The organism is Methylobacterium sp. WSM2598, from assembly GCF_000379105.1.
Taxonomy (GTDB): domain Bacteria; phylum Pseudomonadota; class Alphaproteobacteria; order Rhizobiales; family Beijerinckiaceae; genus Methylobacterium.
The window spans coordinates 4,902,405-4,924,195 of record NZ_KB900609.1; the positions used below are offsets into that span (position 1 = coordinate 4,902,405).

At 73.5% G+C, this 21,791-nt stretch carries 18 protein-coding genes; 7 read left to right on the forward strand and 11 right to left on the reverse strand.

Translation table 11 applies throughout. The features are described 5' to 3' along the window. Positions 1 to 34 precede the first annotated feature (34 nt). Positions 35 to 1,261, forward strand: coding sequence for a hypothetical protein (locus MET2598_RS0123180; RefSeq protein ID WP_018262547.1), 1,227 nt, complete (start codon positions 35 to 37; stop codon positions 1,259 to 1,261). Between the two features lie 498 nt (positions 1,262 to 1,759). Here the strand turns inward: MET2598_RS0123180 and MET2598_RS37250 are convergent, their stop codons facing one another. Continuing rightward, a complete protein-coding gene (locus MET2598_RS37250) occupies positions 1,760 to 2,818 on the reverse strand; it encodes a UbiA family prenyltransferase (protein WP_051086526.1) in 1,059 nt (352 codons plus the stop codon). 760 nt (positions 2,819 to 3,578) lie between these two features. Here MET2598_RS37250 and MET2598_RS0123190 point away from each other — a divergent pair. The 3 genes from MET2598_RS0123190 to MET2598_RS0123200 are packed head-to-tail and all read left to right on the forward strand — an operon-like array spanning position 3,579 to position 6,889. After that, positions 3,579 to 4,637 carry an ABC transporter permease gene (locus MET2598_RS0123190; RefSeq protein WP_018262548.1) on the forward strand — a complete coding sequence of 353 codons (1,059 nt, stop codon included), beginning with the start codon at positions 3,579 to 3,581 and terminating at the stop codon, positions 4,635 to 4,637. Positions 4,638 to 4,641: 4 nt separating this feature from the next. Further along, complete coding sequence (locus tag MET2598_RS0123195) at positions 4,642 to 5,586, forward strand: ABC transporter permease (RefSeq protein WP_018262549.1); 945 nt, start codon at positions 4,642 to 4,644, stop codon at positions 5,584 to 5,586. A 4-nt stretch (positions 5,587 to 5,590) separates the two neighbouring features. Beyond that, positions 5,591 to 6,889 carry an amidohydrolase family protein gene (locus tag MET2598_RS0123200; protein ID WP_018262550.1) on the forward strand — a complete coding sequence of 433 codons (1,299 nt, stop codon included), beginning with the start codon at positions 5,591 to 5,593 and terminating at the stop codon, positions 6,887 to 6,889. 30 nt (positions 6,890 to 6,919) lie between these two features. Here MET2598_RS0123200 and MET2598_RS0123205 read toward each other — a convergent pair whose 3' ends face one another. The 4 genes from MET2598_RS0123205 to MET2598_RS0123220 form a co-directional block, all read right to left on the reverse strand. Beyond that, a complete protein-coding gene (locus tag MET2598_RS0123205; RefSeq protein ID WP_018262551.1) occupies positions 6,920 to 7,849 on the reverse strand; it encodes a hypothetical protein in 930 nt (309 codons plus the stop codon). A gap of 4 nt (positions 7,850 to 7,853) precedes the next feature. After that, positions 7,854 to 8,291 carry a PRC-barrel domain-containing protein gene (locus MET2598_RS0123210; RefSeq protein WP_012330897.1) on the reverse strand — a complete coding sequence of 146 codons (438 nt, stop codon included), beginning with the start codon at positions 8,289 to 8,291 and terminating at the stop codon, positions 7,854 to 7,856. 95 nt (positions 8,292 to 8,386) lie between these two features. Then, positions 8,387 to 8,836: a DUF2721 domain-containing protein gene (locus MET2598_RS0123215; protein WP_012330896.1), complete on the reverse strand. Its 450-nt coding sequence runs from the start codon at positions 8,834 to 8,836 to the stop codon at positions 8,387 to 8,389. Between the two features lie 48 nt (positions 8,837 to 8,884). Beyond that, positions 8,885 to 10,153 (reverse strand): MFS transporter, encoded by a 1,269-nt coding sequence (locus MET2598_RS0123220; RefSeq protein ID WP_018262552.1) that lies wholly within the window; start codon positions 10,151 to 10,153, stop codon positions 8,885 to 8,887. A 405-nt stretch (positions 10,154 to 10,558) separates the two neighbouring features. Between MET2598_RS0123220 and MET2598_RS0123230 the strand changes: the two genes are divergently transcribed. Both MET2598_RS0123230 and MET2598_RS0123235 read left to right on the forward strand, forming a co-directional pair. Further along, positions 10,559 to 11,587, forward strand: coding sequence for an aldo/keto reductase (locus MET2598_RS0123230; protein WP_018262554.1), 1,029 nt, complete (start codon positions 10,559 to 10,561; stop codon positions 11,585 to 11,587). A gap of 152 nt (positions 11,588 to 11,739) precedes the next feature. Beyond that, complete coding sequence (locus MET2598_RS0123235) at positions 11,740 to 12,102, forward strand: SWIB/MDM2 domain-containing protein (protein WP_012330892.1); 363 nt, start codon at positions 11,740 to 11,742, stop codon at positions 12,100 to 12,102. Positions 12,103 to 12,586: 484 nt separating this feature from the next. Here MET2598_RS0123235 and MET2598_RS0123240 read toward each other — a convergent pair whose 3' ends face one another. From MET2598_RS0123240 to MET2598_RS0123255, 4 genes are all read right to left on the reverse strand, one after another. Continuing rightward, a complete protein-coding gene (locus tag MET2598_RS0123240) occupies positions 12,587 to 14,044 on the reverse strand; it encodes a porin (RefSeq protein ID WP_018262555.1) in 1,458 nt (485 codons plus the stop codon). A 317-nt stretch (positions 14,045 to 14,361) separates the two neighbouring features. Further along, complete coding sequence (locus MET2598_RS0123245; protein WP_012330890.1) at positions 14,362 to 15,159, reverse strand: SDR family NAD(P)-dependent oxidoreductase; 798 nt, start codon at positions 15,157 to 15,159, stop codon at positions 14,362 to 14,364. A 119-nt stretch (positions 15,160 to 15,278) separates the two neighbouring features. Next, positions 15,279 to 16,658, reverse strand: coding sequence for an MFS transporter (locus tag MET2598_RS0123250; protein ID WP_018262556.1), 1,380 nt, complete (start codon positions 16,656 to 16,658; stop codon positions 15,279 to 15,281). Between the two features lie 214 nt (positions 16,659 to 16,872). Further along, positions 16,873 to 18,021, reverse strand: coding sequence for a D-alanine--D-alanine ligase family protein (locus tag MET2598_RS0123255; protein ID WP_012330888.1), 1,149 nt, complete (start codon positions 18,019 to 18,021; stop codon positions 16,873 to 16,875). A 234-nt stretch (positions 18,022 to 18,255) separates the two neighbouring features. On the opposite strand from MET2598_RS0123255, the gene MET2598_RS0123260 reads away from it, so the two are divergent. After that, a complete protein-coding gene (locus MET2598_RS0123260) occupies positions 18,256 to 19,176 on the forward strand; it encodes an adenylate/guanylate cyclase domain-containing protein (RefSeq protein ID WP_018262557.1) in 921 nt (306 codons plus the stop codon). 141 nt (positions 19,177 to 19,317) lie between these two features. On the opposite strand, the gene MET2598_RS41525 is transcribed toward MET2598_RS0123260, so the two are convergent. Together MET2598_RS41525 and MET2598_RS0123265 are read right to left on the reverse strand one after the other, a co-directional pair. Further along, positions 19,318 to 19,485: a hypothetical protein gene (locus MET2598_RS41525; protein ID WP_157182251.1), complete on the reverse strand. Its 168-nt coding sequence runs from the start codon at positions 19,483 to 19,485 to the stop codon at positions 19,318 to 19,320. Positions 19,486 to 19,690: 205 nt separating this feature from the next. Continuing rightward, the gene (locus tag MET2598_RS0123265) at positions 19,691 to 21,694 is read right to left on the reverse strand and encodes a caspase family protein (RefSeq protein ID WP_018262558.1); all 2,004 of its coding nucleotides are present in this window, start codon (positions 21,692 to 21,694) and stop codon (positions 19,691 to 19,693) included. Positions 21,695 to 21,791: the final 97 nt, after the last annotated feature.

Here is a 21,791-nt window from a genome sequence, read left to right on the forward strand (position 1 = left end):
GCTCCGGTGATGCGCGGGATTCGGGGACAGGCAGATGAACCATCCGTTCGGTGACCGGGAGCATCGCGCCCCGGCGATCCTGGCCGGCCTCGCGGCTCTCGGCATGGCCGCGATGCTGATCGGGAGGGGGCTCTTCCACGACGCCGGGTCGAATTCCTACGGCGCCCTGGCGGATGCCCTGCTGCACGGCCGAGTCTGGGTCGAATCCTGTCCGGAGATCGACTGCGCGCGGTTCGACGGGCGCACCTACATCGTGTTTCCGCCCCTGCCGGCGCTCGTCGCCATGCCGTTCGTGGCGTGGTTCGGCTTTCCGGGCTTCAAGGGATTCGTGCTGCTGGGCCTCGCCCTCTCGACGCTGAGCCTGCTGATCTGGAGCCGGATCTTCGGGGCGCTCGCCGTCGATCGCCGCGACGCGCCCTGGCTGATCCTGGCGCTCGCCTTCGCGAGCCCGCTCTTCCAGGTGACGCTGCGGGCCGACGGCGTCTGGTTCTTCGCGCAGGTGGTCGGGTTCCTGATGACCAGCCTGAGCCTGTGGGCGGTCGTCTGCCGGGGCTCGTTCGCCCTGGCATGCCTGTTCGCGGCCCTGGCCTTCCTGTGCCGCCAGATGACGATCCTGTATCCGCTCTTCCTGCTGGCCGTCGCGCTGCCGCCGGGGGCGCCGCTCCGCGCGGGCCTGCGCGGGCTGGCCGGCCCCCTCGCGCGCGGGGCCGTCCCGCTCGCGGCCGCGCTCATCCTGGTCCTCGCCTACGATGCGGCCCGCTTCGGCAACCCGCTCGAGACCGGCTACGCCTTCATCGACAACCCGGACAGCCAGGGATTCATCTGGCGGCGCCTCAGCGAGATCGGGCTCTTCTCGCCCAAATACGCGCTGTTCAACGCGGTCTATCTCCTCCTCCAGGGCGTGCATGTCGAGTTCGGGGGGCCGTACCGGACCGAGATCATCGGACTCGACAAGGCCGGCGTCGCGCTGGCAGTGTCGAGCCCGTGGATCCTGCTCGCCGCCTGCGCGAGGATCGACCGCGTCTTCGCCGCGGGGGCGGCGGTGATCGGCCTGATCGCCGGCACCACCCTGCTCTACCACTCGAACGGCGCCGAGCAGATCGCCACGCAGCGCTACACGCTCGACTGGCTGCCCATCCTGCTGGTCCTGATGCTGCGCGCCCCGCGTCCGGCCGCCTTCGCGGCCCTGCCGCTTCTGGTGACCTGGGGCGTGGTCACGAACGCGGCCTTCGCCTTCCTCGCGAGCGTCTACCGCCTGTGAGGAGCGGACGGGCCGGGATCCGCGCCCGGCCCGCGACGCAGAGGTCCCGGGCCGCCGGCCCTCACGGCGGCCCGTCCGGCAGGCCGAGCGCCGCCGCCGCGAAGGCGAGGGCGGCGGCGAGCCCGAGCAGGAGGCTGGGGCGGTCCCTGAGCGCGAACACCACGGGATCGTCGTTCAGCTGGCCCCGCCCCGCGATCAGCCAGATTCGCCCGATGAACAGCAGGAGGAGGGGCGGGAAGGCCCAGAGCGCCCGGGGCGCCGCCAGCGCGGCGGTCTGGAACGCGTCGAGCACCAGGTAGAGGATGAAGATCACGATGCTGGCGAGGCCGGCCGCGATGCCGAGCGCGAGCACGACCGGCTCGTCGGCCGGCAGGTAGCCCCGCCCGCCGACGACGCTCAGCCCGCGCTCGGCCGCGCCGCGCAGCTCGGTGTGCCGCTTGGCGAGGGCCAGCGAGGTGAACAGGAACATCGAGAAGGAGAGCAGCCTGGGCGACCAAATCACCGCCGCGGCGGTGATGCCGACCGCGAGGCGCAGGGTGAACAGGCCCCCCAGGGCGAGCGCGTCGAGGATGGGGGCGCGCTTGAGGGCCAGGGAATAGGCCAGGGTGAGGACGAGGTAGGCCAGCACGGCGGCGAACACCCCGGGACCGGCCCCGGCCGCGAGCCCGAGGCCGAGCGCGAGGCCCGCCGCGAGGGCGAACAGGCCGTGGGGAGGGGCAGGTCCCCGCTCGCGAGGGGCCGGCGGCGCTTCGACCAATGCGCGCGGTCGTGGGGGAGGTCCCAGAGGTCGTTCAGGAGGTAGCTCGCCGACGCGACGAGGCCGAGGGCCAGGAAGGTGAGGACGGCACGGCCCCAGGCGGCCGGGTCCCCGGCTTTGCCGCCGAGCACGAGGGGCAGGACGACGAGGCCGTTCTTGGCCCATTGATGGAGCCGCGCGGCCCGCGCGAGGGCGCGCGGTCGCGACGGGCCCTCGATCGCGGTGACGGGGCGGCCGAGGGCGCGGACGGCCCGCACCACGCCCGGGGCGGCCCCGACGAGCGCCGCCTCCCTGGCGCGGGCGAAGACCGGCTGGTCCGCGCCGGCCGCGCCCGCATACGCGAACCCCTCCGGGAACAGGTCCGCCAGCCGCGCCGCCCTGGCCTCACCCGGCAGCGCGAGCGCCGCGTCGGGCGCGAGCACGCGGGTGCCGGCGGGGAGGCGCTCCGCGACCCGCCGCGCCAGGGCATCGTCCTCGGTAAGGAGCCAGATGGGACACCCGCGCCGGGCCCGCGCCTCCGCGAAGGCCAGGGCCTCCTCGTTGAGCGGCCGGGCCGCCCCGGCGAGGGCCGCCGCCCGCGCGACGCGGTCTTCCAGGACGGCGCGCCCGCCTGGCCCCCGGAGCAGGAGCGTGAGAACCCCCGGGGTGTCGGATCGCAGGAGGGAGAGCGCGCCCTCCAGGAGCGCGCTGCCGCCCTGGAGCGCGTCGTCGAGGCCGATGACCAGGGGAAGCGAAGGCCGAGGCTGGGCGTGTTCGGCGGAGATGCGGGAGGCAGCGTCGGCGGAAAGCGGATGGGTCATACGTCGATCTCACGCGAATGCCGCGCGGCGCGGTGCCGATGCCGCGCTCTGACCGAGACAGGCTGATGCCATGATCCGTGCGCTTGAGGGTCGCCGCGAGGCAGCGCAGGGGTCCGGCGTTGCCTCGGTCACGCTCAATGACCTTAGGGAAGAGATTTTGCAAGACGGAGCTGTCCGGGACGAGCGCCGGCCCGGGCGGGTGCGGCCGGGGCGATCCACCTCCGCGTCGCCCGCACGGTCGCGGGCGACGCGATCCGACCGATCGGCGCCGCGCCCGCGGCGGCGCGCTTCGTGAGCCTCCCGGTCGGCGCGCCGCCGGTGGCACCCTCATCGCGCGGACGCGGGGCGCTCGCCGTCGCACCGGTTCAGGAGGCTGCGGCGTTCTTCTTCAGGATGGCGGGCGTGCAGGTGCCGTCATGCGTCAGGTCCTGTTCGCGTTTGTACAGCCAGGATAGATAATCATGGATCGAATTCGTTGGAATTTCACCGTTCCCACTGTGAAACTCAACCTTCTCTGCCTCGCCTGTTCGAATTATTTAATTTATGTACTCTCCTTCCAAAAGCTGCGAGCAGGATGGACCCTGCATCCGGCAGGTTCGGAAGCGGCCGACGTCGCGCGGCGGCGGCTGTCGCCCGGGTCAGGCCCGTCGCCCGCATCCCCGCCCTTCGTCCCGCGGCCCGGATTTCGCTAAGCTCCCGGGCGTATCTCCGATCCGCGCCGGATCTCCTGATTCCATCCCCCGCCGAGGAGCCCCGCCCCGTGATCCGCCTCGAGCCGCGCAGCGGGACGCCGCCGCTCCTCGCCCTCGCCGTGCCGGTGGCCGCGGGCCTCGTCGCCCTGGCGCTCGCGGCGATCCCGATCGCCGCCGCGGGCGCGCCGCTGCCGCGCGCCTATGCGAGCCTGATCGAGGGCGCGCTCGGCTCCCGCTTCGCGCTGGCCGAGGTGCTCACCCGGGCCACCCCCCTCATCCTCACGGGGCTCTCCGCCGCGATCGCCTTCCGGGCTCGGCTCTACAACATCGGCGCCGAGGGCCAGCTCTATACCGGTGCCCTCGCGGCCGTCGCCGTGGGGGCCGGGGCCGTCGAGGGGCCGCCCGCCCTGATGATCCCCCTCGTCCTCGCGGCCGGCGCGCTCGCGGGCGCCCTGATGATGCTCGGCCCCACCCTCGCCCGGGTGGCGCTCGGCGCCGACGAGGTCGTCACCACGCTCCTCCTCAACTTCGTCGTCCTGCTCCTCGTCCAGATGATGATCGAGGGGCCGATGAAGGACCCGATGAGCCTCGGCTGGCCGCAATCCGAGCCCGTCGTCGAGGCCGCCCAATGGCCCAAGCTCGTCGCGCGCACCCGCCTCCACGCGGGGCTCCTCCTCGCCCTGGCGGCGGCCGGGGCGATCCACCTCCTCGTCGCCCGCACGGTCGCGGGCTACGCGATCCGGGCGGTCGGCGCCGCGCCCGCGGCGGCGCGCTTCGTCGGGCTCCCGGTCGGCGCGACGCTCGTCGGCGTCGGCGCCCTCTCGGGAGCGCTGGCGGGACTCGCCGGGGCGGGCGAGGTCGCGGGCGTGAAGGGCTTCCTCGCCGCCGACCTCTCGCCCGGCTACGGCTACGCGGGCATCGTCGTCGCCATGCTGGCCGGGCTCTCGCCGCTCGGCACCGTGGCGGCGGCCGTCTTCGTGGCGGCGGTGTTCGTCGGCGCCGATTCCATGAGCCGGGCGGTCGGGGTGTCGAGCTACATCGCCAACCTCATCGTCGCCATGGCGCTGATCGCCGTGCTGGTGGCCGGGCTCGTGACCCGCTACCGGGTGCGGATCGGGAGGGCGTGACCCCGTGCAGAGCCTCCTCGACATCCTGCTCACCGTCACCTTCTGGGCCGCGGCCCTGCGCATCGCCACGCCGCTGATCTTCGGGGTCGCGGGCGCCGTGCTGTGCGAGCGGGCGGGCGTGCTCAACCTCGGCATCGAGGGCATCATGACGGCCGGGGCCATGACGGGCTGGCTCGCCGTGCATCTCGGCGCCGGCCTCTGGGGCGGGGTGCTGGTCGCGGCGCTCACGGGCGCGCTCCTCGGGCTCCTCCTCGCCGGGCTCACGGTCGGGCTCTCCCTCTCCCAGCACGTGAGCGGGCTCGCCGTGACCCTGCTCGCCACCAGCGCCGCCTCGTTCGGCTACCGGCTCGCCCTGCCCGGCGCCGCCACGCCGCCGCGCATCGTGCCCTTCGCGCCCCTCGACCTGCCGCTCCTGTCCGACCTGCCGCTCGTCGGCCCGATCCTGTTCCGGCAGACCGCCCTGACCCTGTTGGCGCTCGCGCTCGTGGCGGCGCTGGCGTGGTTCCTCGCCCGCACGCCCCTCGGCCTCGCCGTGCGGGCGGTCGGCGAGAACCCGGCCGCCGTCGAGGCGCAGGGCATCCCCGTGCGGGCCCTGCGGACCGGCGCGGTGGTGGCGGGCTCGGCCCTGATGGCGGTGGGCGGCGCCTTCCTGACGCTGTCGGCCTTCAACGCCTTCTTCTTCGAGATGGTGGCCGGGCGCGGCTGGATCTGCATCGCGCTCACCGTCTTCGCGGGCTGGCGGCCCGGCAAGGCGCTGCTCGGGGCCGTGCTGTTCGGCGCCTTCGACGCCTTCCAGGTCCGGCTGCAGCAGGTCGCGGGCGGGATCGTGCCTGGGCAGGTCTTCCTGATGCTGCCCTACCTCCTGTCGATCGCGGCGCTCCTGGTCGGGGCCCGCCACGCCCGGGCGCCCCGGGCCCTGATGATCCCCTATCGCCGCGGAGAGCGCTGACCTCATGGACATCGACCTCATCCTGCGCCGCGCGACCCTGCCGGACGGGCGCCGGGACCACGACATCGCGGTCGCGGGCGGGCGGATCGTCGGGATCGCGCCGGGCATCCCGGGCCCGGCCGGCGAGGAGATCGACGCGGCCGGCCAGCTCGTGACGCCGCCCTTCGTCGATTGCCACTTCCACATGGACGCGACGCTCTCCCTCGGGCACCCGCGCCTCAACCTGTCCGGCACGCTCCTCGAAGGCATCGCCCTCTGGGGCGAGCTGAAGCCGCTCCTCACCGAGGAGGCGGTGATCGCGCGGGCGCTGCGCTACTGCGACCTCGCGGTGGCGCAGGGGCTGCTCGCGGTGCGCTCCCACGTCGACGTCTGCGACGACCGGCTGCTCGCGGTCGACGCCCTGCTCGCCGTCAAGAAGCAGGTCGCGCCGTACCTCGACCTCCAGCTCGTCGCCTTCCCGCAGGACGGCTATCTGCGCGCGCCCGGCGCGGCGCGCAACCTGGAGCGCGCCCTCGACCGCGGCGTCGAGGTGGTGGGCGGCATCCCGCATTTCGAGCGCACCGCGGAGGAGGGGGCCGAATCCCTGCGCCGCCTGTGCCGGATCGCGGCGGAGCGGGGGCTGCGCGTCGACATCCACTGCGACGAGACCGACGATCCCCTGTCGCGCCACGTCGAGACGCTCGCCGCCGAGACGGTGCGGCACGGGCTGCAGGGGCGGGTGGCGGGCTCGCACCTCACCTCCATGCACTCGATGGACAATTACTACGTCTCGAAGCTGCTGCCCCTGATGGCGGAGGCGCAGCTGCGGGTGGTGGCGAACCCGCTCATCAACATCGTGCTCCAGGGCCGGCACGACAGCTACCCGAAGCGCCGCGGCCTCACCCGCGTGCCCGAGGCGCTGGCGGCGGGGCTCACCGTCGCCTTCGGCCAGGATTGCTGCATGGACCCCTGGTACAGCCTCGGCGCGGCCGACATGCTCGACGTTGCCCATATGGGCCTGCACGTGGCGCAGATGACCGGGCGCGACGCGATGCGGGCCTGCTTCGCGGCCGTGACGACCCAGGCCGCCGCCGTGATGGGGCTTGAGGATTATGGGCTGCATGTCGGCGCCCACGCGGATCTGGTGCTGCTGCAGGCCCGCGACCCGATCGAGGCGATCCGGCTGCGCGCGACGCGGCTCGCGGTGATCCGCCGCGGCCGGGTGGTGGCCCGCACCCCCGCCCGGGCGGCCGCCCTCGCCCTGCCGGGACGGCCCGAGCGGGTCGATCCGGCGGCCTACGCGCCGGAGGCGGCCGGGGCGTAGGACGGGAGCGGGCGCGCCGGCCGACCCGGATCACTCCTGCGCGTCCTCGCCGGCCGGCACCTCGGCCTCCTCGCGCCGGGCGGCCCGGGTCGCCCGCGCCCGCTCGGCCTCCCGCAGGCGCCGCCGCCGCATCTCCAGCCCCTCCCGGGTCGGCGGCCACCAGCCGCGGCGCACGTCGTCCGGGCGCGCGGCGGAGAGAACCTCCGCGAGTTCGCGGAAATCCGGCATCCGCCACCAGCCCCACACGAAGGTCCGGCCCTTCGGCAGGGGCGCCACCGCGTGCGGCAGGTCCTCGCGCGCGATCGGCTCCGCGTCGAGGGCCTCGAACACCACCACGCCGTAGGCCGCCGTCTCGACCGGGACCCCGAGGGGCGGCAGGTCGTCCATCGGCACCGGGTGACGCTGGCGCCGCCGCTCGCGCTCGGCCGCGGGATCGCGGGCCGCCTCCCGGCGGGCGCGCTTCGCCTCGGGCTCGTTGCGGGCGGCCGCCTCCTCGATCACCGGCCAGACCGCCTTGAGCGCCTCGTAGGCCCGCCACGGCACCCGCCACGCCCGCACCGCCGGGTCCCAATGGGCGGCGGAGATGCCCCGCAGGGTCTCCACCACGGTGCGCGAATAGGGGGTGCGCACGATCAGCCCCTCGGGGCTCGGGTCGAGGTAGCGGCTCACCAGCGGCTCGAAGGCGTAGGCGTCGCGGCCCTTCGCGTCGCCGTGGGCGTCGCGCGCCGACATCTCCCGCCCGATCCAGGCGTCGACCCGCCGCTCGGCCGTGGTGCCCGGGACGAACCAGCGCCGCGTCGCGCGGCGGAACTTCGCGGTCGGGAAGGTCTCGCGGAAGCGCGCGATCAGGTCGCGGTCGAAGGGCATCGCCACCAGCACCCCGGGGCGCTTGCCCGTCCCCGGCGCGACTGAGAAGCCGGCGCCGCGCTCGACCGCCCCCTCGACCGCCTCCGGCTCCATGGCCTCAGGCCGGGTCCGGCCGGCCGCGGCCCCAATGGGCGTCGACCCGCGGCCCGAAGCCCGGATCCGCGAAGGCGTCCTCGCCCGGACCCTGGCTCGGCGCCCCCGCCAGCGCGTCCACGTCGAGGTCGATCACGTAGCCGCCGAGCCGGACATCGTAGGTCAGCGCCCGCCACGGCACCGGATGGTAGCTCTCGCCGAGGCCGAGGAAGCCGCCGAAGGACAGGACCGCGTAGGCGACCTGCCCCGACACTTTATCGACCATGAAGTTGTAGATCGTACCCAGGCTCTCGCCCTGGCGATTGTAGACCGCGGTGCCCTCGACCTTGTTCGAGGCGATCAGCCGGCGGGTCTCGTCGAGGGCGACGCCCTCGGCGGTCGGGTCGAGCTCCATCGAGCCCGGCGCGCGCAGGCTTCGTTCGGTCGGCAGGTCGGTCGGCATCTCTCGTCTCTCCATCTCACCCCTGGGGAACCGGACCCCCGTCGGACGGTTCCGGGCGCTTCCGCGCCTGCGGGCGCTCTGGCGCCCGCGGCCCCTCAGCGCTCCCGGGCTTCCTCCGCCTGAGTCGCGGCGGCGCTGCGCACGTCGCGACTCGCCAGGGTCATCTCGACGGCGAAGACCCCGAGCGCGCACAGGGTGAACACGATCGCGGCGCCGAACAAGGCGAAGAGCACGCTCGCCACGCCCGTGTCGCGCAGCGCCCCCACGAACAGCGTCAGCACCGCCCCGCAGGTCGCCACCCCCGCGAGCGCCGCCAGCACCACCGCCGCGTCCAGGGCGAGGCTGCGCCGCCGCAACTCCGCGAGCCGCGCCACCTCGTTCGTGCGGCCCGACAGCCTCTCGACCTGGTCGGCGATCCGCGCGTGGCGCGTCGACAGGACGCTGAGCAGCGTCGCGAGGCCGCTGAGCAGGAAGACCGGCGTCAGCGCCACCTGGATGATGTGCGCGGTCGAATCGAGGGCCGAGAGGTCGGCGGGAACGGGCATGCGGGGCTCCGGTCGGCGGGCCCGCCTTCCGCCCGGCGCGGGCCCGGGTCAAGCCCCACCGCGGGCGGTGCCCTCCCGGGCATCGCCCGGCAGGGCATCGCCCGGCAGGGCATCGCCCGGCAGGGCATCGCCCGGCAGGGCATCGCCCGGCAGGGCATCGCCCGGCAGGGCATCGCCCGGCAGGGCATCGCCCGGCGGCGCGCGCAGGCCCCGCGCCAGCGGCACGGCGGCGAGCGCCATCAGCGCCATGGCCCAGAAGGCTGCCGGCCCGAACCGGCCGTAGAGCGGCCCGGCCGCCAGCGTCGTCAGCGTGGTGGCGAGCCCGAGGCCGAGCGTGCCGTAGAGGGTCTGGGCGGTGGCCGCCAGCGCCGGCGGCACGCTCGCCAGCAGCACCCGCATGCAGGCGAGGTGCAGGAGCGCGAAGGTCAGCCCATGCAGGGCCTGGATCAGCGCCAGGGCCGGCAGCGCCGCCGTCGCGCCCTCCACGGCCCAGCGCCCCGCCGCGGCGAGGCCCGCCAGCATCAGCGCCCGGGCCGGGCCGAGCCGGTCGAGGAGCGGCGGCCCGGCGAGCGTGAAGACCAGCACCTCCGCGGCGACCGATTCCGCCCAGAGCAGGCTCGCCGCGCCGGGACCGATCCCGGCCGCCTGCCAGCGGATCACCGCGAAGGCGTCGTGCATGGCATGGCTGCCGACCACCAGGGCGGCGACCAGGACGAGGCGGCGAAACGGCGCCGAGCGCAGGAGGAGGCCCGGCGAGGCCGAATCCACAATCCCCGCGGCCCGCGCCGCCCCGGCCGGGAGCCGCAGGGCGGCGAGCGCCAGGAGCCCGAAGAACGCCGCCCCGCAGGCGAGCAGGGCCGGCCGGCCCGACCACGCCGTCACCGCCCCCGCGAGCAGCGTGCCGGCGATGAAGGCCGCCGAGCCCGCACCCCGCACGAGCCCGTAGGAGAAGCGGCCGGCCGCGGCGGCCGGGAGCGCCAGGGCGTCCGCCAGCGGCGCGAGCGGCGCCGTCGCGGCCGCGTGCGCGACCCCGACCACCAGGAGGGCCGCGAAGCCGTGCCCGGCGAGGAAGGCGAGCGCCGTGACGGCGGAGAGGAGGGCGCAGGCCGCCAGCACGCCGCGGGCGGCGTCGCGCCGGTCCGCGAGGCGCCCCGCCAGCGGGCCTGCCGCGAGCCGGACCCCCTGGCCGGCCGCGAGCGCGAGCCCGATCTGGTCCGCGCCGAGCCCGCGCTCGGCCAGGAAGGCCGGCAGGTAGGGCGACGTGACGCCGTAGCCCGCATAGAGCGCCGCCGCGACGACGAGGAAGCGGCTCAGCATCGCGGCGCCTCGCGGCGCGGCGCCTCGCGGCGCGGCGCCTCGCGGCGTGGCGCCCGCGCCGGCCGACCCGGGATCAGGACCGAGGGGCGCCGCCCCTCGGCTCCCCGCCGCAGGGCGCACCCTCCGGCCACCCGGATCTCAGAGGAAGCCCCGCGAATGCGGGCCCTCCCCGGGGATCTCGGAGGACACCGCGGCCCGCAGGCCGAGGATGAGGGCGCCGGCGGCGCCGAAGGCGAGGGAGATGGCGGCGAAGAACATGCGGAGAGTTCTGCGGCCGCGTGCTTAACGGGGGATTGCCGAACAGGGTGAATGGGAGGAAAACCCCGGCATCCACACGGCGGCGAGACGTGCGCGCCACAGGAACTTAGTGCCCAAGATCGGCCATCATCGGAGGACAGCGACGCGATGGAGTACCGCACCCTCGGACGATCCGGCCTCAAGGTCTCCCCCCTCTGCCTCGGCACCATGATGTTCGGCGGCCAGACCAGTGAGGCCGAGGCCGCCCGCATCATCGCGGATGCCCGCGACCGGGGGATCAACTTCATCGACACGGCCGACGTCTACAACGACGGCGTCTCCGAGGAGGTGGTGGGCCGCGCCATCGCCCGCGACCGCGGCGCCGTCGTGCTCGCCACCAAGGTCGGGAACCCGATCGGGGCCGGCCCCAACGACCGCGGCCTCTCCCGCGCCCACGTCATCCGCGCCTGCGAGGACAGCCTCCGGCGCCTCGGCACCGACTGGATCGACCTCTACTACCTCCACCGCGAGGACCACGACACGCCGCTGGCCGAGACCGTGCGGGCCGTGGGCGACCTGATCCGCGCCGGCAAGGTCCGGTACTTCGCGGTCTCGAACCACCGGTCCTGGCGCGTCGCCGAGATCTGCCGCCTCTGCGACGACTACGGCATCGATCGACCGGCGGCGAGCCAGCCCTACTACAATGCCCTCAACCGCATGCCCGAGGTCGAGCACCTGCCGGCCTGCGCGTATTTCGGGCTCGGCGTGGTGCCCTACTCGCCGCTCGCCCGCGGCGTGCTCACCGCGAAGTACGATCCCGGCGCCTCGCCGCCCGAGGGCAGCCGTGCCGGCCGCGGCGACGCCCGCATGATGCAGACCGAGTGGCGCCCCGAGAGCCTCGCCATCGCCCGCGAGATCGCCGCCCACGCGGCCGCCCGCGGCGCCTCGCCGATCGACTTCGCCCTCGGCTGGGTGCTGAACAACCGGGCGGTCACCGCGGTCATCGCCGGCCCGCGCACCTTCGCGCAGTGGGAGGCCTACGCGGCCTCGCTCGCCTACCGCTTCGGGGCGGAGGACGAAGCCCTGGTCGACCGGCTCGTGCCGGCCGGCCATCCCTCGACCCCCGGCTACACCGATCCGGCCTATCCCCTGGAGGGCCGCAAGACCTGGACGGATGCCCGATCAATCGGGGCTTGAGCTTTCGTTTACGCCTTCGGGTGTGGATGATCCCGTTCCGGCCGCGAATTTCCGCTTGGAACGGGGCCGGCAAGGCTTAGTTGTTGACGCTAAGCGCCCGGCAGGGCCGTATATCCCGCGACGTGGGCCCCAGGGGACACCGGAGGAGAGCGATGGCGACCAAGACGACCAAGAAAGAGGCTCCGAAGGCCGAGGCGGCCGAGGCCGAGAAGCCCGCCGGCAAGGAATCCGCCGCCAAGGGCAAGAAGGTGGCGGCGCCCAAGGGCGGCGACAAGCCGAACGCCCTGCAGAAGCCCCTCCAGCCCTCGCCGGAACTCGGCGCGATCGTCGGCACCAAGCCGATCCCGCGCGGCGAGGTGGTCAGCAAGGTGTGGGACTACATCCGCACCCATTCCCTGCAGAATCCCGAGAACAAGCGCGAGATCCTCGCCGACGACAAGCTGAAGAAGGTCTTCGGCAAGGACAAGGCGACGATGTTCGAGATGAACAAGTATCTCGCCCAGCACCTGAAGTAAGGGCGGAGGCCCGCGCGGGGTTCCGCCGGAGGCCCGTCGGCGTCCGGCGCCGGCCGGTCTCGGACCGGAGCCTCGCGGTCCCCGTCGCGCCGAGGCGCATCGGCGCCGCTCTTCGACCCCGCCCTCCGCGACGGTCCCGGCATGGCTGGGGCCCCCTCGCCGGGCGATGATGGGCCGGGGCTCTAGAGATCGCGCCGGGCCGCGTGCGGGCCCGAACCCTGTCCTGAGCCGTCGTGGTCGGGGTTGCGGCGACGCACGCGAGGATGGGGCCGGTGCCGGAAACGCCGTGAGGGCATCGGCCGCCCCGTTCGGGGCCATCCCGCCATCGGACCGGCTCGAACCACCGGGCAGCTGCCCGCGGCCCCGTCCCGCGCCTGCCGATGCAGGCGCCCGGCCGGGCGGGGCGCTCGCCCTCCCATCGGTCCTCAAAAATGGAAAGGGCCCCGACACCGCCGGGGCCCTCCGTCGCGATCCGCCGTCGGGATCAGAAGTCGCGCTGAACGCGCATGCGAACCTGGAACGTGTCGCCGTCCCTGACGGTCGCCGTGGTGCTGCCGGGCCGGTTCGGGTCGAGAACGCGACCGTTCTTGACGCCGACCTGGGTGTAGAGACCCTCGACGCCGATATCGAGATCCTTCACCGGCGACCAGATCAGGCTCGCGCCGGCGACGATCTGGGACGCGTCGCGCAGCAGGGCGCTGGTCGCCGCGTTGGCGACGGTGAGGCCGCCGATCCCGGCCGCCGCGGTGCGGGCCCGGGCGGTCTTGTTGAACTCGATCTCGCCGTAGCTGCCGAAGATGGCCGACCGCCACTCGGGCGTCCAGTAATGGAGGAACGAGCCCACCACCGTGAAGCTCTTCGAGAGCGACAGCCGGCCGGTCACCGGGTCGAGGATCGCGTCCGCGTAGGAGGTGTTGAACAGGCCACCAATCGGGTTGCCGGTCAGCGAGTAGGTGCCGTTGTAGTTGGAGATGCCGGTATAGATCGTCGCGCCTTCACCGTACGAGCCCTGCAGGTAGAGACCGTCACCCGCGGCGATGAAGGGCAGGTTGATCTTCACGCCGCCCTGGACCGCCCAGCCGTACTCGCTCGGCACGTGGGGGATCGTGAGGAGATTCGAGGTGAAGTTGCCGGTGTTGATCTCGTGGACCGCCGCCGAGAGCTGCGCCGAGCCCCAGGCCGCGTCGTAGCGCAGGGCGCCGACGAAGTCGGGCATGCGCGAGCGCTGCACCACGTCGACGGGGTTCACGCCCACGCTGGCGGTCGGCGCACCGAAGATCGGGTTCTTGCGGAAGTTCGGGTCTTCCATCGAGATCGTGGCCGAGAAGCCCTCGCCGAACGTCGCCGTATAGGCGAGGACGTTGGTCGAGGACATGTCCGACCCGAGCGTGCCGGCGATGATCTCGTAATCGTGGGCGTAGAAGTCGTAGAACGAGGCCGCGCGGCCGGCGGTGAGGCCGGCAAACTGGATGAAGGCCTTGTCGGCGTTCACGTATTGCTGGACGCGCCCGGCCGTGTCGACGCCGGTGGCGGAGAAGGCGTTGGCGGCGCGCTCCTGGGTACCGGACTTCAAGAAGCCGCCGGTGCGGCTGGCCAGTTCGAAGCGGACGAAGGCGCGCAGGGTGCCGTAGCCGGTCTGCGTGCGGGCGTCGATGTTCAGGCGGCCGAGGGCGCGATAGCCCATGTTGTCGCCGCGGATCAGCGGCTGGACGTAGGTCGCCTCGAAGCGGGCGCGGCCGCCGACGCGCAGGCAGGTATCGGTGCCCGGGATGTAGAAGAAGCCGGCGCCGTAGGCCGAGCAGATCCGCACGTACTCGACCGGAGCCGCCTTCTTGGTCGGCAGATCGGCCGCCTGAGCCCCGCCGGCGACGGCCAGACCGGCCGCCGAACCGAGGAGCACGCCCTTGACCGCGCGGAGCGACCGCGCGGACACCGACATCATTCCGGATTGCATCGTCACTTTACCATCTCCTTTACCCAGGGAAGGAGTCGCACGGCGCGCCTTTTCTTTCCCCGATTCCGATGGGTAATGGAATATTTGAGCGGGCCGTGAATGTACATGGAGCCGTCGGCAGTGAGTTGCCGTAAGGGAACGGATGTGTCCGTTCTGCAATATGCCTTTCGATATAGGCCAAATGGCCGAGAGGAGCGGCCGAACGATTCAAAAAAGCGAGTAAATTTTCAATCGCACGCTTGAATTGTCTTCGGCGAAGGCCGCGAAATCTCCTCCGCGGCCCTCGCCGGATGCGCGCGCCGGGGTCACACGATGGCGCGCACCACCCCGCCATCGACCCGCAGGGCCGCCCCGCTGGTGGCGCTGGCGGCGGGGGTGCACAGATAGGCGACGAGGTTCGCCACCTCCTCCGGCGTGGCGAGCCGCCCGAGCAGGGAGGTCGGCCGGTGCTCCCGGACGAAGGCGCGGCCCATCGCGTCGAGGTCCGGGTCGGCGATGCCGGCCGCCATCTCCTTCATGAAGGTGGCGACGCCCTCCGACAGGGTCGGGCCCGGCAGGACCGCGTTCACCGTGACGCCGCTGCCCGCGACGGTCTCGGCGAGGCCGCGGGAGACCGCGAGCTGGGCGGTCTTGGTCATCCCGTAATGGACCATCTCCACCGGGATCTGCAGGGCCGATTCGCTGGAGATGAACACGACCCGGCCGAAGCCCCGCGCCGTCATGCCGGGCACGTAGAGCCGCGACAGGCGCACGCCGCTCAGCACGTTCACCTCGAAGAAGCGCCTCCAATCCTCGTCCGGGATCTCGAAGAAGGGTTTGGGCTCGAAGATCCCCGCATTGTTCACGAGGATGTCCGCGTCCGGGACGGCGGCGTGCACGGCCCGCGCGCCCGCTTCGTCCGCGACGTCCCCGGGCGCGGCCAGGAAGCGCCCCTTCGGCGCGGCCCGCGCGAGCGCCGCGACCGCCGCCTCGGCCCGCCCGGCCGTGCGCCCGTTCACCGCCACGGTGGCGCCGAGCTCCCCGAGCGCCCTGGCGATGGCGAAGCCGATTCCCGCGGTCGAGCCCGTCACGAGGGCGCGCCGCCCGGTGAGATCGATGTCCATGCTGGCCTCCGTCGCAGCCGTCCCGCCCGGGAGATGTGATCCCGATCCCGGACGTCCAGGGCTTGGCGGTCCGCGCGGAGGAGCCCCGGAGGCGGCGCCTCCGGCCCGGAGGCGGCGCCTCAGGTCCGCGCCGGATTGCGCAGGGCGCTCGTCGCCGCCCCGGTCAGCGACAGGCCGGCGGCGATCCACAGCACCGCCACGGTGCCGCCCGTGTGCATCAGGCCGAAGATCACCGCGACCATCGCGGCCCCGAGCGACTGCCCGACGAGCCGCGCCGTCGCCTGCATGCCGCTCGCGCCCCCGCTGCGCTCCCGCGGGGCGCTGGTGATGATCACCCGGTTGTTCGGCGACTGGAACAGCCCGAAGCCGAGCCCGCAGAGCGTGAGCCGCCAGACGATGTCTCCCGTGGCGGGCTCGGCCGGCAGGCTCGCCACCAGGGCGAGGCCCGCCGCCATCCCCAGCATGCCGACGCCGCCGAGGAGGCCGGGGGCGATCCGGTCCGAGAGCCGGCCCGCCACCGGCGCGATCACCGCGATGGCGATCGGCCAGGGCGTCATCAGGAGGCCCGTCTCGCTGCTCGTCCGGTGCAGCAGGTCGTGGAAGTAGAAGGGGAGGGCGACGTAGGCCATCATCTGGGCCGAGAAGGCGCAGATCGAACTCGCCATCGAGAGGGCGAAGACCGGGATGCGCAGGAGGTCCACCGGCAGGAGGGGCGCCGGCAGCCGCGCCTGGTACCAGACGAAGGCCGTGCCGATCACGAGGGCGCCCCCGAGGAGGAGGAGCGCAAGGCCGCGTTCCCCGGGGTCGCCGAGCCCGTCGACCCCGGTGATCAGGAGCGCGAAGACGAGCGCGTTGAGGAGCGCGCTCAGGGCATCGAAGCGCCCGCCGCTGCGGGGTGTGACCGGCAGGGTGCGGATCGCCGCCGCGAGCGCCAGCAGCCCGAGCGGCAGGTTGACGAGGAACAGCCAGGGCCAGCGCGCCACCGACAGGATCGCGCCCGCCACGGTCGGCCCGGCCGCCGAGGCGATCGCCACCACGAGCGCCACCGTGCCGACCCCCCGGCCGATCAGGCGGTGCGGGTAGATGAACCGCACCAGGGCGATGTTGACGCTCATGATCCCGGCGGCGCCGAGCCCCTGCAGGATCCGCGCGGCGATGAGCAGGGGCAGCGTGGGGGCGAGCGCGCAGGCCAGCGAGGCCGCCGTGAACAGGGCGAGCCCGATCGCGTAGATCCGCCTGTAGCCGAGGATGTCGCCGAGCGAGGCGAGCGGCAGCAGCGCCGCCGTGACGGCGAGCTGGTAGCCGTTCGTCACGAAGATCGCGGCGCCCGGGCTGACCCCGAGGTCGCGGGCCATCACCGGCAGGGCGACGTTGACGATGGCCCCGTCCAGCACCGCGAGGGTCATGGCGGTGCCGATCGCCCCCATGGCCCAGAGGCGCTCGGCCGGCGGCAGGCCGTCCGCCGCCTCCACCGGCACCGGTCCGGCCGCTCCCGTCATTCCGCCCTCTCCCGCCCTCTCCCGATCCGACGGGCCGGCCCGAGCAGAGCGGTCCGCCGCGATTCTGCTCAGGTTCTTGTTCCCGCGTCGTTTTTTCCGAACCGGTGCCCCTTCGGCGCACGGTGCCTGGAGCAGGCTTCGCTCGGGTCGAAACCCGAAGCCTGCTCCAGGTCTCCGGTTTGGCCGCATGTCCTACGCCGAACCGGCATCCACGTCAGCGGGAAATGCTCTCGCGCATCGGCGCCCACGCCGCATCCGCCGCCGATCGCGGGGCAGCCCGGCCCGTGGCGACGGCCCGGGCGTGGCGGGCGAGGGCGTGGGCGATCAGGGCGTCCATAAGGGCGGGCGGCGCGAGGCCCGCCGCGTCCCACAATTTCGGGTACATGCTGATCGCCGTGAAGCCCGGCAGGGTGTTGACCTCGTTGACGAAGATTCCCTCCGGGTCGTCCGGGTCGAGGAAGAGGTCGACCCGGGCGAGCCCCGCGCAGGCGAGGGCCTCGAAGGCCCGGGCCGCCAGCCCGCCCATCCGCTCGGCGAGCGCGGGCGCGAGGCTCGCCGGGATCAGCAGGGCCGCCCCGTCCGGATCGACGTACTTGGCGTCGTAGCCGTAGAAGCCGTGCGCGGCGGCCGGGGCGATCTCCCCCGGCGGCGACACCCGCACCTCTCCCTCCGCCGTCTCCAGCACCGCGAACTCGATCTCCCGCGCCCGCGGCACGGCCCGCTCGATCAGGATCTTCTCGTCGTACGCGAAGGCGTGGGCCAGCGCCTGGTCGAACTGGCCCGCATCGGCGACCCGCGAGACGCCGACCGAGGAGCCCATATTGGCGGGCTTCACGAACAGCGTCCGGCTCTCCAGCGCCTCGACCGCCTCCGTGTAGGCGACCCCGCGCCGCGGCCCCGCCACCAGGTAGGGCACGATCGGCAGGCCCGCGTCGCGCATCAGGCGCTTGGCCACGTCCTTGTCCATCGCGGCGGCCGAGCCGATGACCCCCGACCCCACATAGGGCACGCCCGCGAGGTCGAGGGCGCCCTGCACGGTCCCGTCCTCGCCGTTCGGCCCGTGCAGCACCGGCACGACGACGTCGAAGGGCTCCGACACGCTCGCCGTCTCCCCCAGCACCGCGAGCCGGCCGCCGCCGCCCGGAAGGAAGGCGACGCGCGGCCCCTCCCGCACCATCGCGGGCGCCTCGCCGGGCGCGAGCGGCGGGCAGAGCCGCCACGCGCCCGTCTCCTTGTCGATGGCGATCGGCGTCACCGCGTAGCGATCCGGATCGAGCGCCCGGGCGACGTTGCCGGCCGAGACGATCGACACCTCGTGCTCGGCCGAGCGCCCACCGAACAGCAGCGCCACATTCCTCCGCATCGCCCTCATCCTCCCCGCCCGGCCTCTCCGCCCGGCGCGGGCCCAGCATAGGGCCGCGCTCGCATCCCACCAACCGCCCGCGCCGGCGCGCGCCGGCGGGGGAGGTCGGTGCGCTGGCGCACCGGGCGCGCCCGCTGGATCGTTTTTGGACTTCCGCGCTGCGCGCGGCGCTTGCATAGACGAGAGCACTGGCGCCATTGTGTCGCGCAATCCCCTCGAGGATCGCTCCTCAAGATGAGCACGACCGAACCCTGCTCCATCGGCGTCCTGTTCTGCGACGTCGCGGGGAGCACGCGGCTCTACCGCGATCTCGGCGATGACGCGGCCCTGCGCATCGTGGAAAGCTGCCTGGGCTGCGCCGCCGACGTGGTCCAGGCCAATGGCGGACGCATCGTCAAGACCATCGGCGACGAGTTCATGGCGGTCTTCTCCGACGTCTGCGCCATGTGCGACGCCGCCGTGGCGGTTCAGCGCCGGTTCGAGGACGACCGGGTCGGGCAGATCGAGGGGCAGCACCTGCAGCTGCGGATCGGCTTCCATTTCGGGCCGGCGGTGCAGGCCAACGACGATTACTTCGGCACGACCGTGAACATGGCGGCCCGGATGGTGGCGATCGCCAAGGGCGGGCAGATCATCACGACCGGCGCCCTGGCCGACAGCCTGCCGCCGCTGCAGCGGGCGGCGACCCGCAGCCTCGTCGGCGTCTACGTGAAGGGGGCGAGCGACGACGTGCGGGTGGCCGAGGTGCTCTGGCACCTCGCCGAGAACCAGACGGTCTTCTCGCTCCTGCCGGCGGCGGGCGAGCGCCCGCCCGCCGGCAACGACCTGCGCATCACCTACCGGGGCCGGCGCTGGCTCTTCGACGAGCGCCACGCCAGCGTCTCGCTGGGGCGGGAATCGGCCAACGACATCGTCGTCGACAACGACTACGCCTCGCGCCGCCACGCCACGATCGAGCGCCGGGGCGACAAGTGGGTGCTGGTCGATCACAGCACGAACGGGACCTACGTGACCTTGTTCGGGGCCGAGGAATTCTGCATGCGCCGCGAGGAGCTGGTGCTGCGCGACGTCGGCACCCTCGGCATCGGCCGCTCGGTCGGCCTCGACCGCGCCAGCGCCCTCGATTTCGCCCTGACGGTGGGCGGGGCGGAGTAGCGCGGCGGGCGGGCATGCGGCCCGCCTCCCGGTGCGGGCCGACACCGGCGCGGCCTCCCGCGCACGCCCGATTCCACCGCGACGACCGGGGCGGGGCCGCTCCGCGCCGACACGGCCGGCCCACCGATCCCGCCCCCTCGCTCATTGCGGCGAGCGCGTACCGTTTCGGTGTCCGCCGGATCCGTCCGGACTCGTCTCGCGCCCGGGCATTGCCTTGGATTTCGGCGGTCTTGTTCTGATCCGCGCCGGATGGCTGCCGTGCGGATCGGTGGTGATCGGTTCGGCACGCAGATCGGCCAGGGCCGTCATCGCCTGTCCCGCGTCCGGGACAGCGGGGGCGGGATCTCGCGGTCCGAGCAGCCGATCCCGGCCTTCGGACGGCGCTACCGAACCCACCGAGGACCGCGCGAGGCGCCGCCGATCCCTCCCCCTCCGCCGGGTCGGCCGTCGCCCCAAACGAGAGCGGCGCCGGGGAGGCCGGCGCCGCGCGGGGATCTGGCGGATCGCGGGGAGGTCAGGGCATCCGGCTCATCATCCGGGAGGCCCCGATCTCCGCCGGGGTGTAGCTCGGCGCCGCCGAGGCCGCCGCCGGGCCCGGCGCGTAGCGCGGGGTGCGGGCGAGGGAGGGGACCGGCGCGCGGACCCGGATCGGCTCCACCACCTTCACCTTCGGGGCCACCGGGCGGGCCGCCTCGCGGACCACCGGCTTGGCGGCCTTCGGCGTCTCCCGCACCACGGGCGCCGCCTTGGCCTTGGCCTTGGGCTTCTGGACGGGCTCCTCCTCGTCCTGGGGCTCGGGCCGCTTGGCCAGCTTCGGCTTGGCCGTCTCCTTCGCGGCGGCGGCCGGGGCCTTCTTGGTCGTCTCGGCCGGCAGCGTCGCCTGAATCGGCTTGCGGCGGGGGTGGCACTCGTTCCCGTCGAGCTCCATCCCGGTCGGGCAGGTGATCTTCACGCACACCTCGCCCTTCGGCTCCGACCCGGTCGGGCACGAGACCGGGCAGATCCGCTGGTTGTAGGTGTTGAGCACGTCCAGCGTCGCCTGATCGGGCATGTGCGAGACGATCTTGACCGCGCGGGTCTTCGCCGGGTCGCTCGCCTGCGACAGGCGGTAGAACTGGTCGAGCGCCTCCGAGGATTGCCTGCCCCACGACGATTCCGGCCGGCCCTGGTAGCAGCCGAGATCGACGAGGCGCTGCTGCACCGCGCGCACGACCCGCTCGGAAACGCCCTTCTCTTCGGCCACGGGCTGGGACAGGGACGCGGTCTTCACCACCGGCGCGGCGGCGGGCTCGCTTGCGGCGGCGGGCGCCTCGCCCGCGGCGGCCGGCTTCGGCGCCGTCTCGCCGGTCGGCAGCGCCGTGTAGGTCGTCGGCACCGTCGCCAGCGCCGTCTCGGTCGGCGCGGCCTTCTCGGCGTCGAGCTTGGCGGCCTGCTGCGCCCGGGCCGCCTCGGCCGCGAGCCGGGCCTGCTCGGCGACGCGCGCGGCTTCGAGACGGGCGGTCTCTTGCCGGGCCGTCTCTTGACGGGCGGTCTCTTGACGGGCCTGCTCCAGGCGCTTGGCTTCCTCCTCGCGCTTGCGGCGGGCGACCTCGGCGAGCCGCTCCTCCTCCTCGCGGCGGGCCGTGTCCCTGGCCATGTCCTGGCGCGGCAGGGCGGGCTCGCGCTGCTCGTTGCGGTCGGGCGTCGCCCGGGCCTCGAGCAGCTGGATGCGGGTCATCGCGTCGTCGATCAGCAGGCTGTTCGGGTACTTCGCGATGAACTGGCGCAGCTCCGCGAGCTGGTTGCTCCGGCGCAGCCGCGACCAGGCCTGCATGTCCGTCTCCTCGTGGTTGAGGAAGACCTCGCCCGGGTAGGACCGGGTGATTTCGGGCAGCTGGCGGCCGTTGGTGAGGCCCGACACCGTCGAGGCGACCTGCTGGAAGACCTGGCCGATCTCCAGGCCCGGCTCCTGCATGGCCTTCAGCAGCGCGCCCGCGAAGAAGCTGTTGCGGCCGGTGCCGTCGAAGGCGACGCTGTCGGCCTGGGTGGCGTAAGCCAGGATCAGGCCCTTGCGGCCGACCGCCCGCGCGAGGCCGTGGCTGGCGGCGTTGTTGCCGACGTCCTTCAGGGGCAGGTCGCGGCAGGCGTCGAGGATCAGGATCCGGGCGCCCTTGGCGTTGTCGAGGGCCGAGATGACGAACTCGACCGAGATCGTCTCGAACGGCACGTCGAACCCGTCCCGCAGCTGCGCGTCGACCGGCACCAGGTAGTTCTGGCTCTGATATTGCAGACCGTGCCCGGCATAGTAGACGAGGGCGGTGTCCGCATCCGTCGCGAGCCGCGAGAACTGCGCGAGCTTCCGGTCCATGTCGCGGCGCGAGAGGTCGCGGCCGTCGATCACGTCGAAACCGGATTTGCGCAGCAGGGCCGCGAGATCCTCGGCGTCGTTGCCGGGATTGGCCAGCTTGCCGAAACTGTCATAGGCGGCATTGCCGATGACGAGGGCGACGCGCTTCTCCGCCGGGGCCGAAACGGCCATGCCTGCCCACAGCGTGAGCAGCAGAGCGAGAAATCCTGAGAGAGACCGTTTCATAGCCTCAAATCTACACGCCACCGGCCAACCCGGGCAAGTGCCG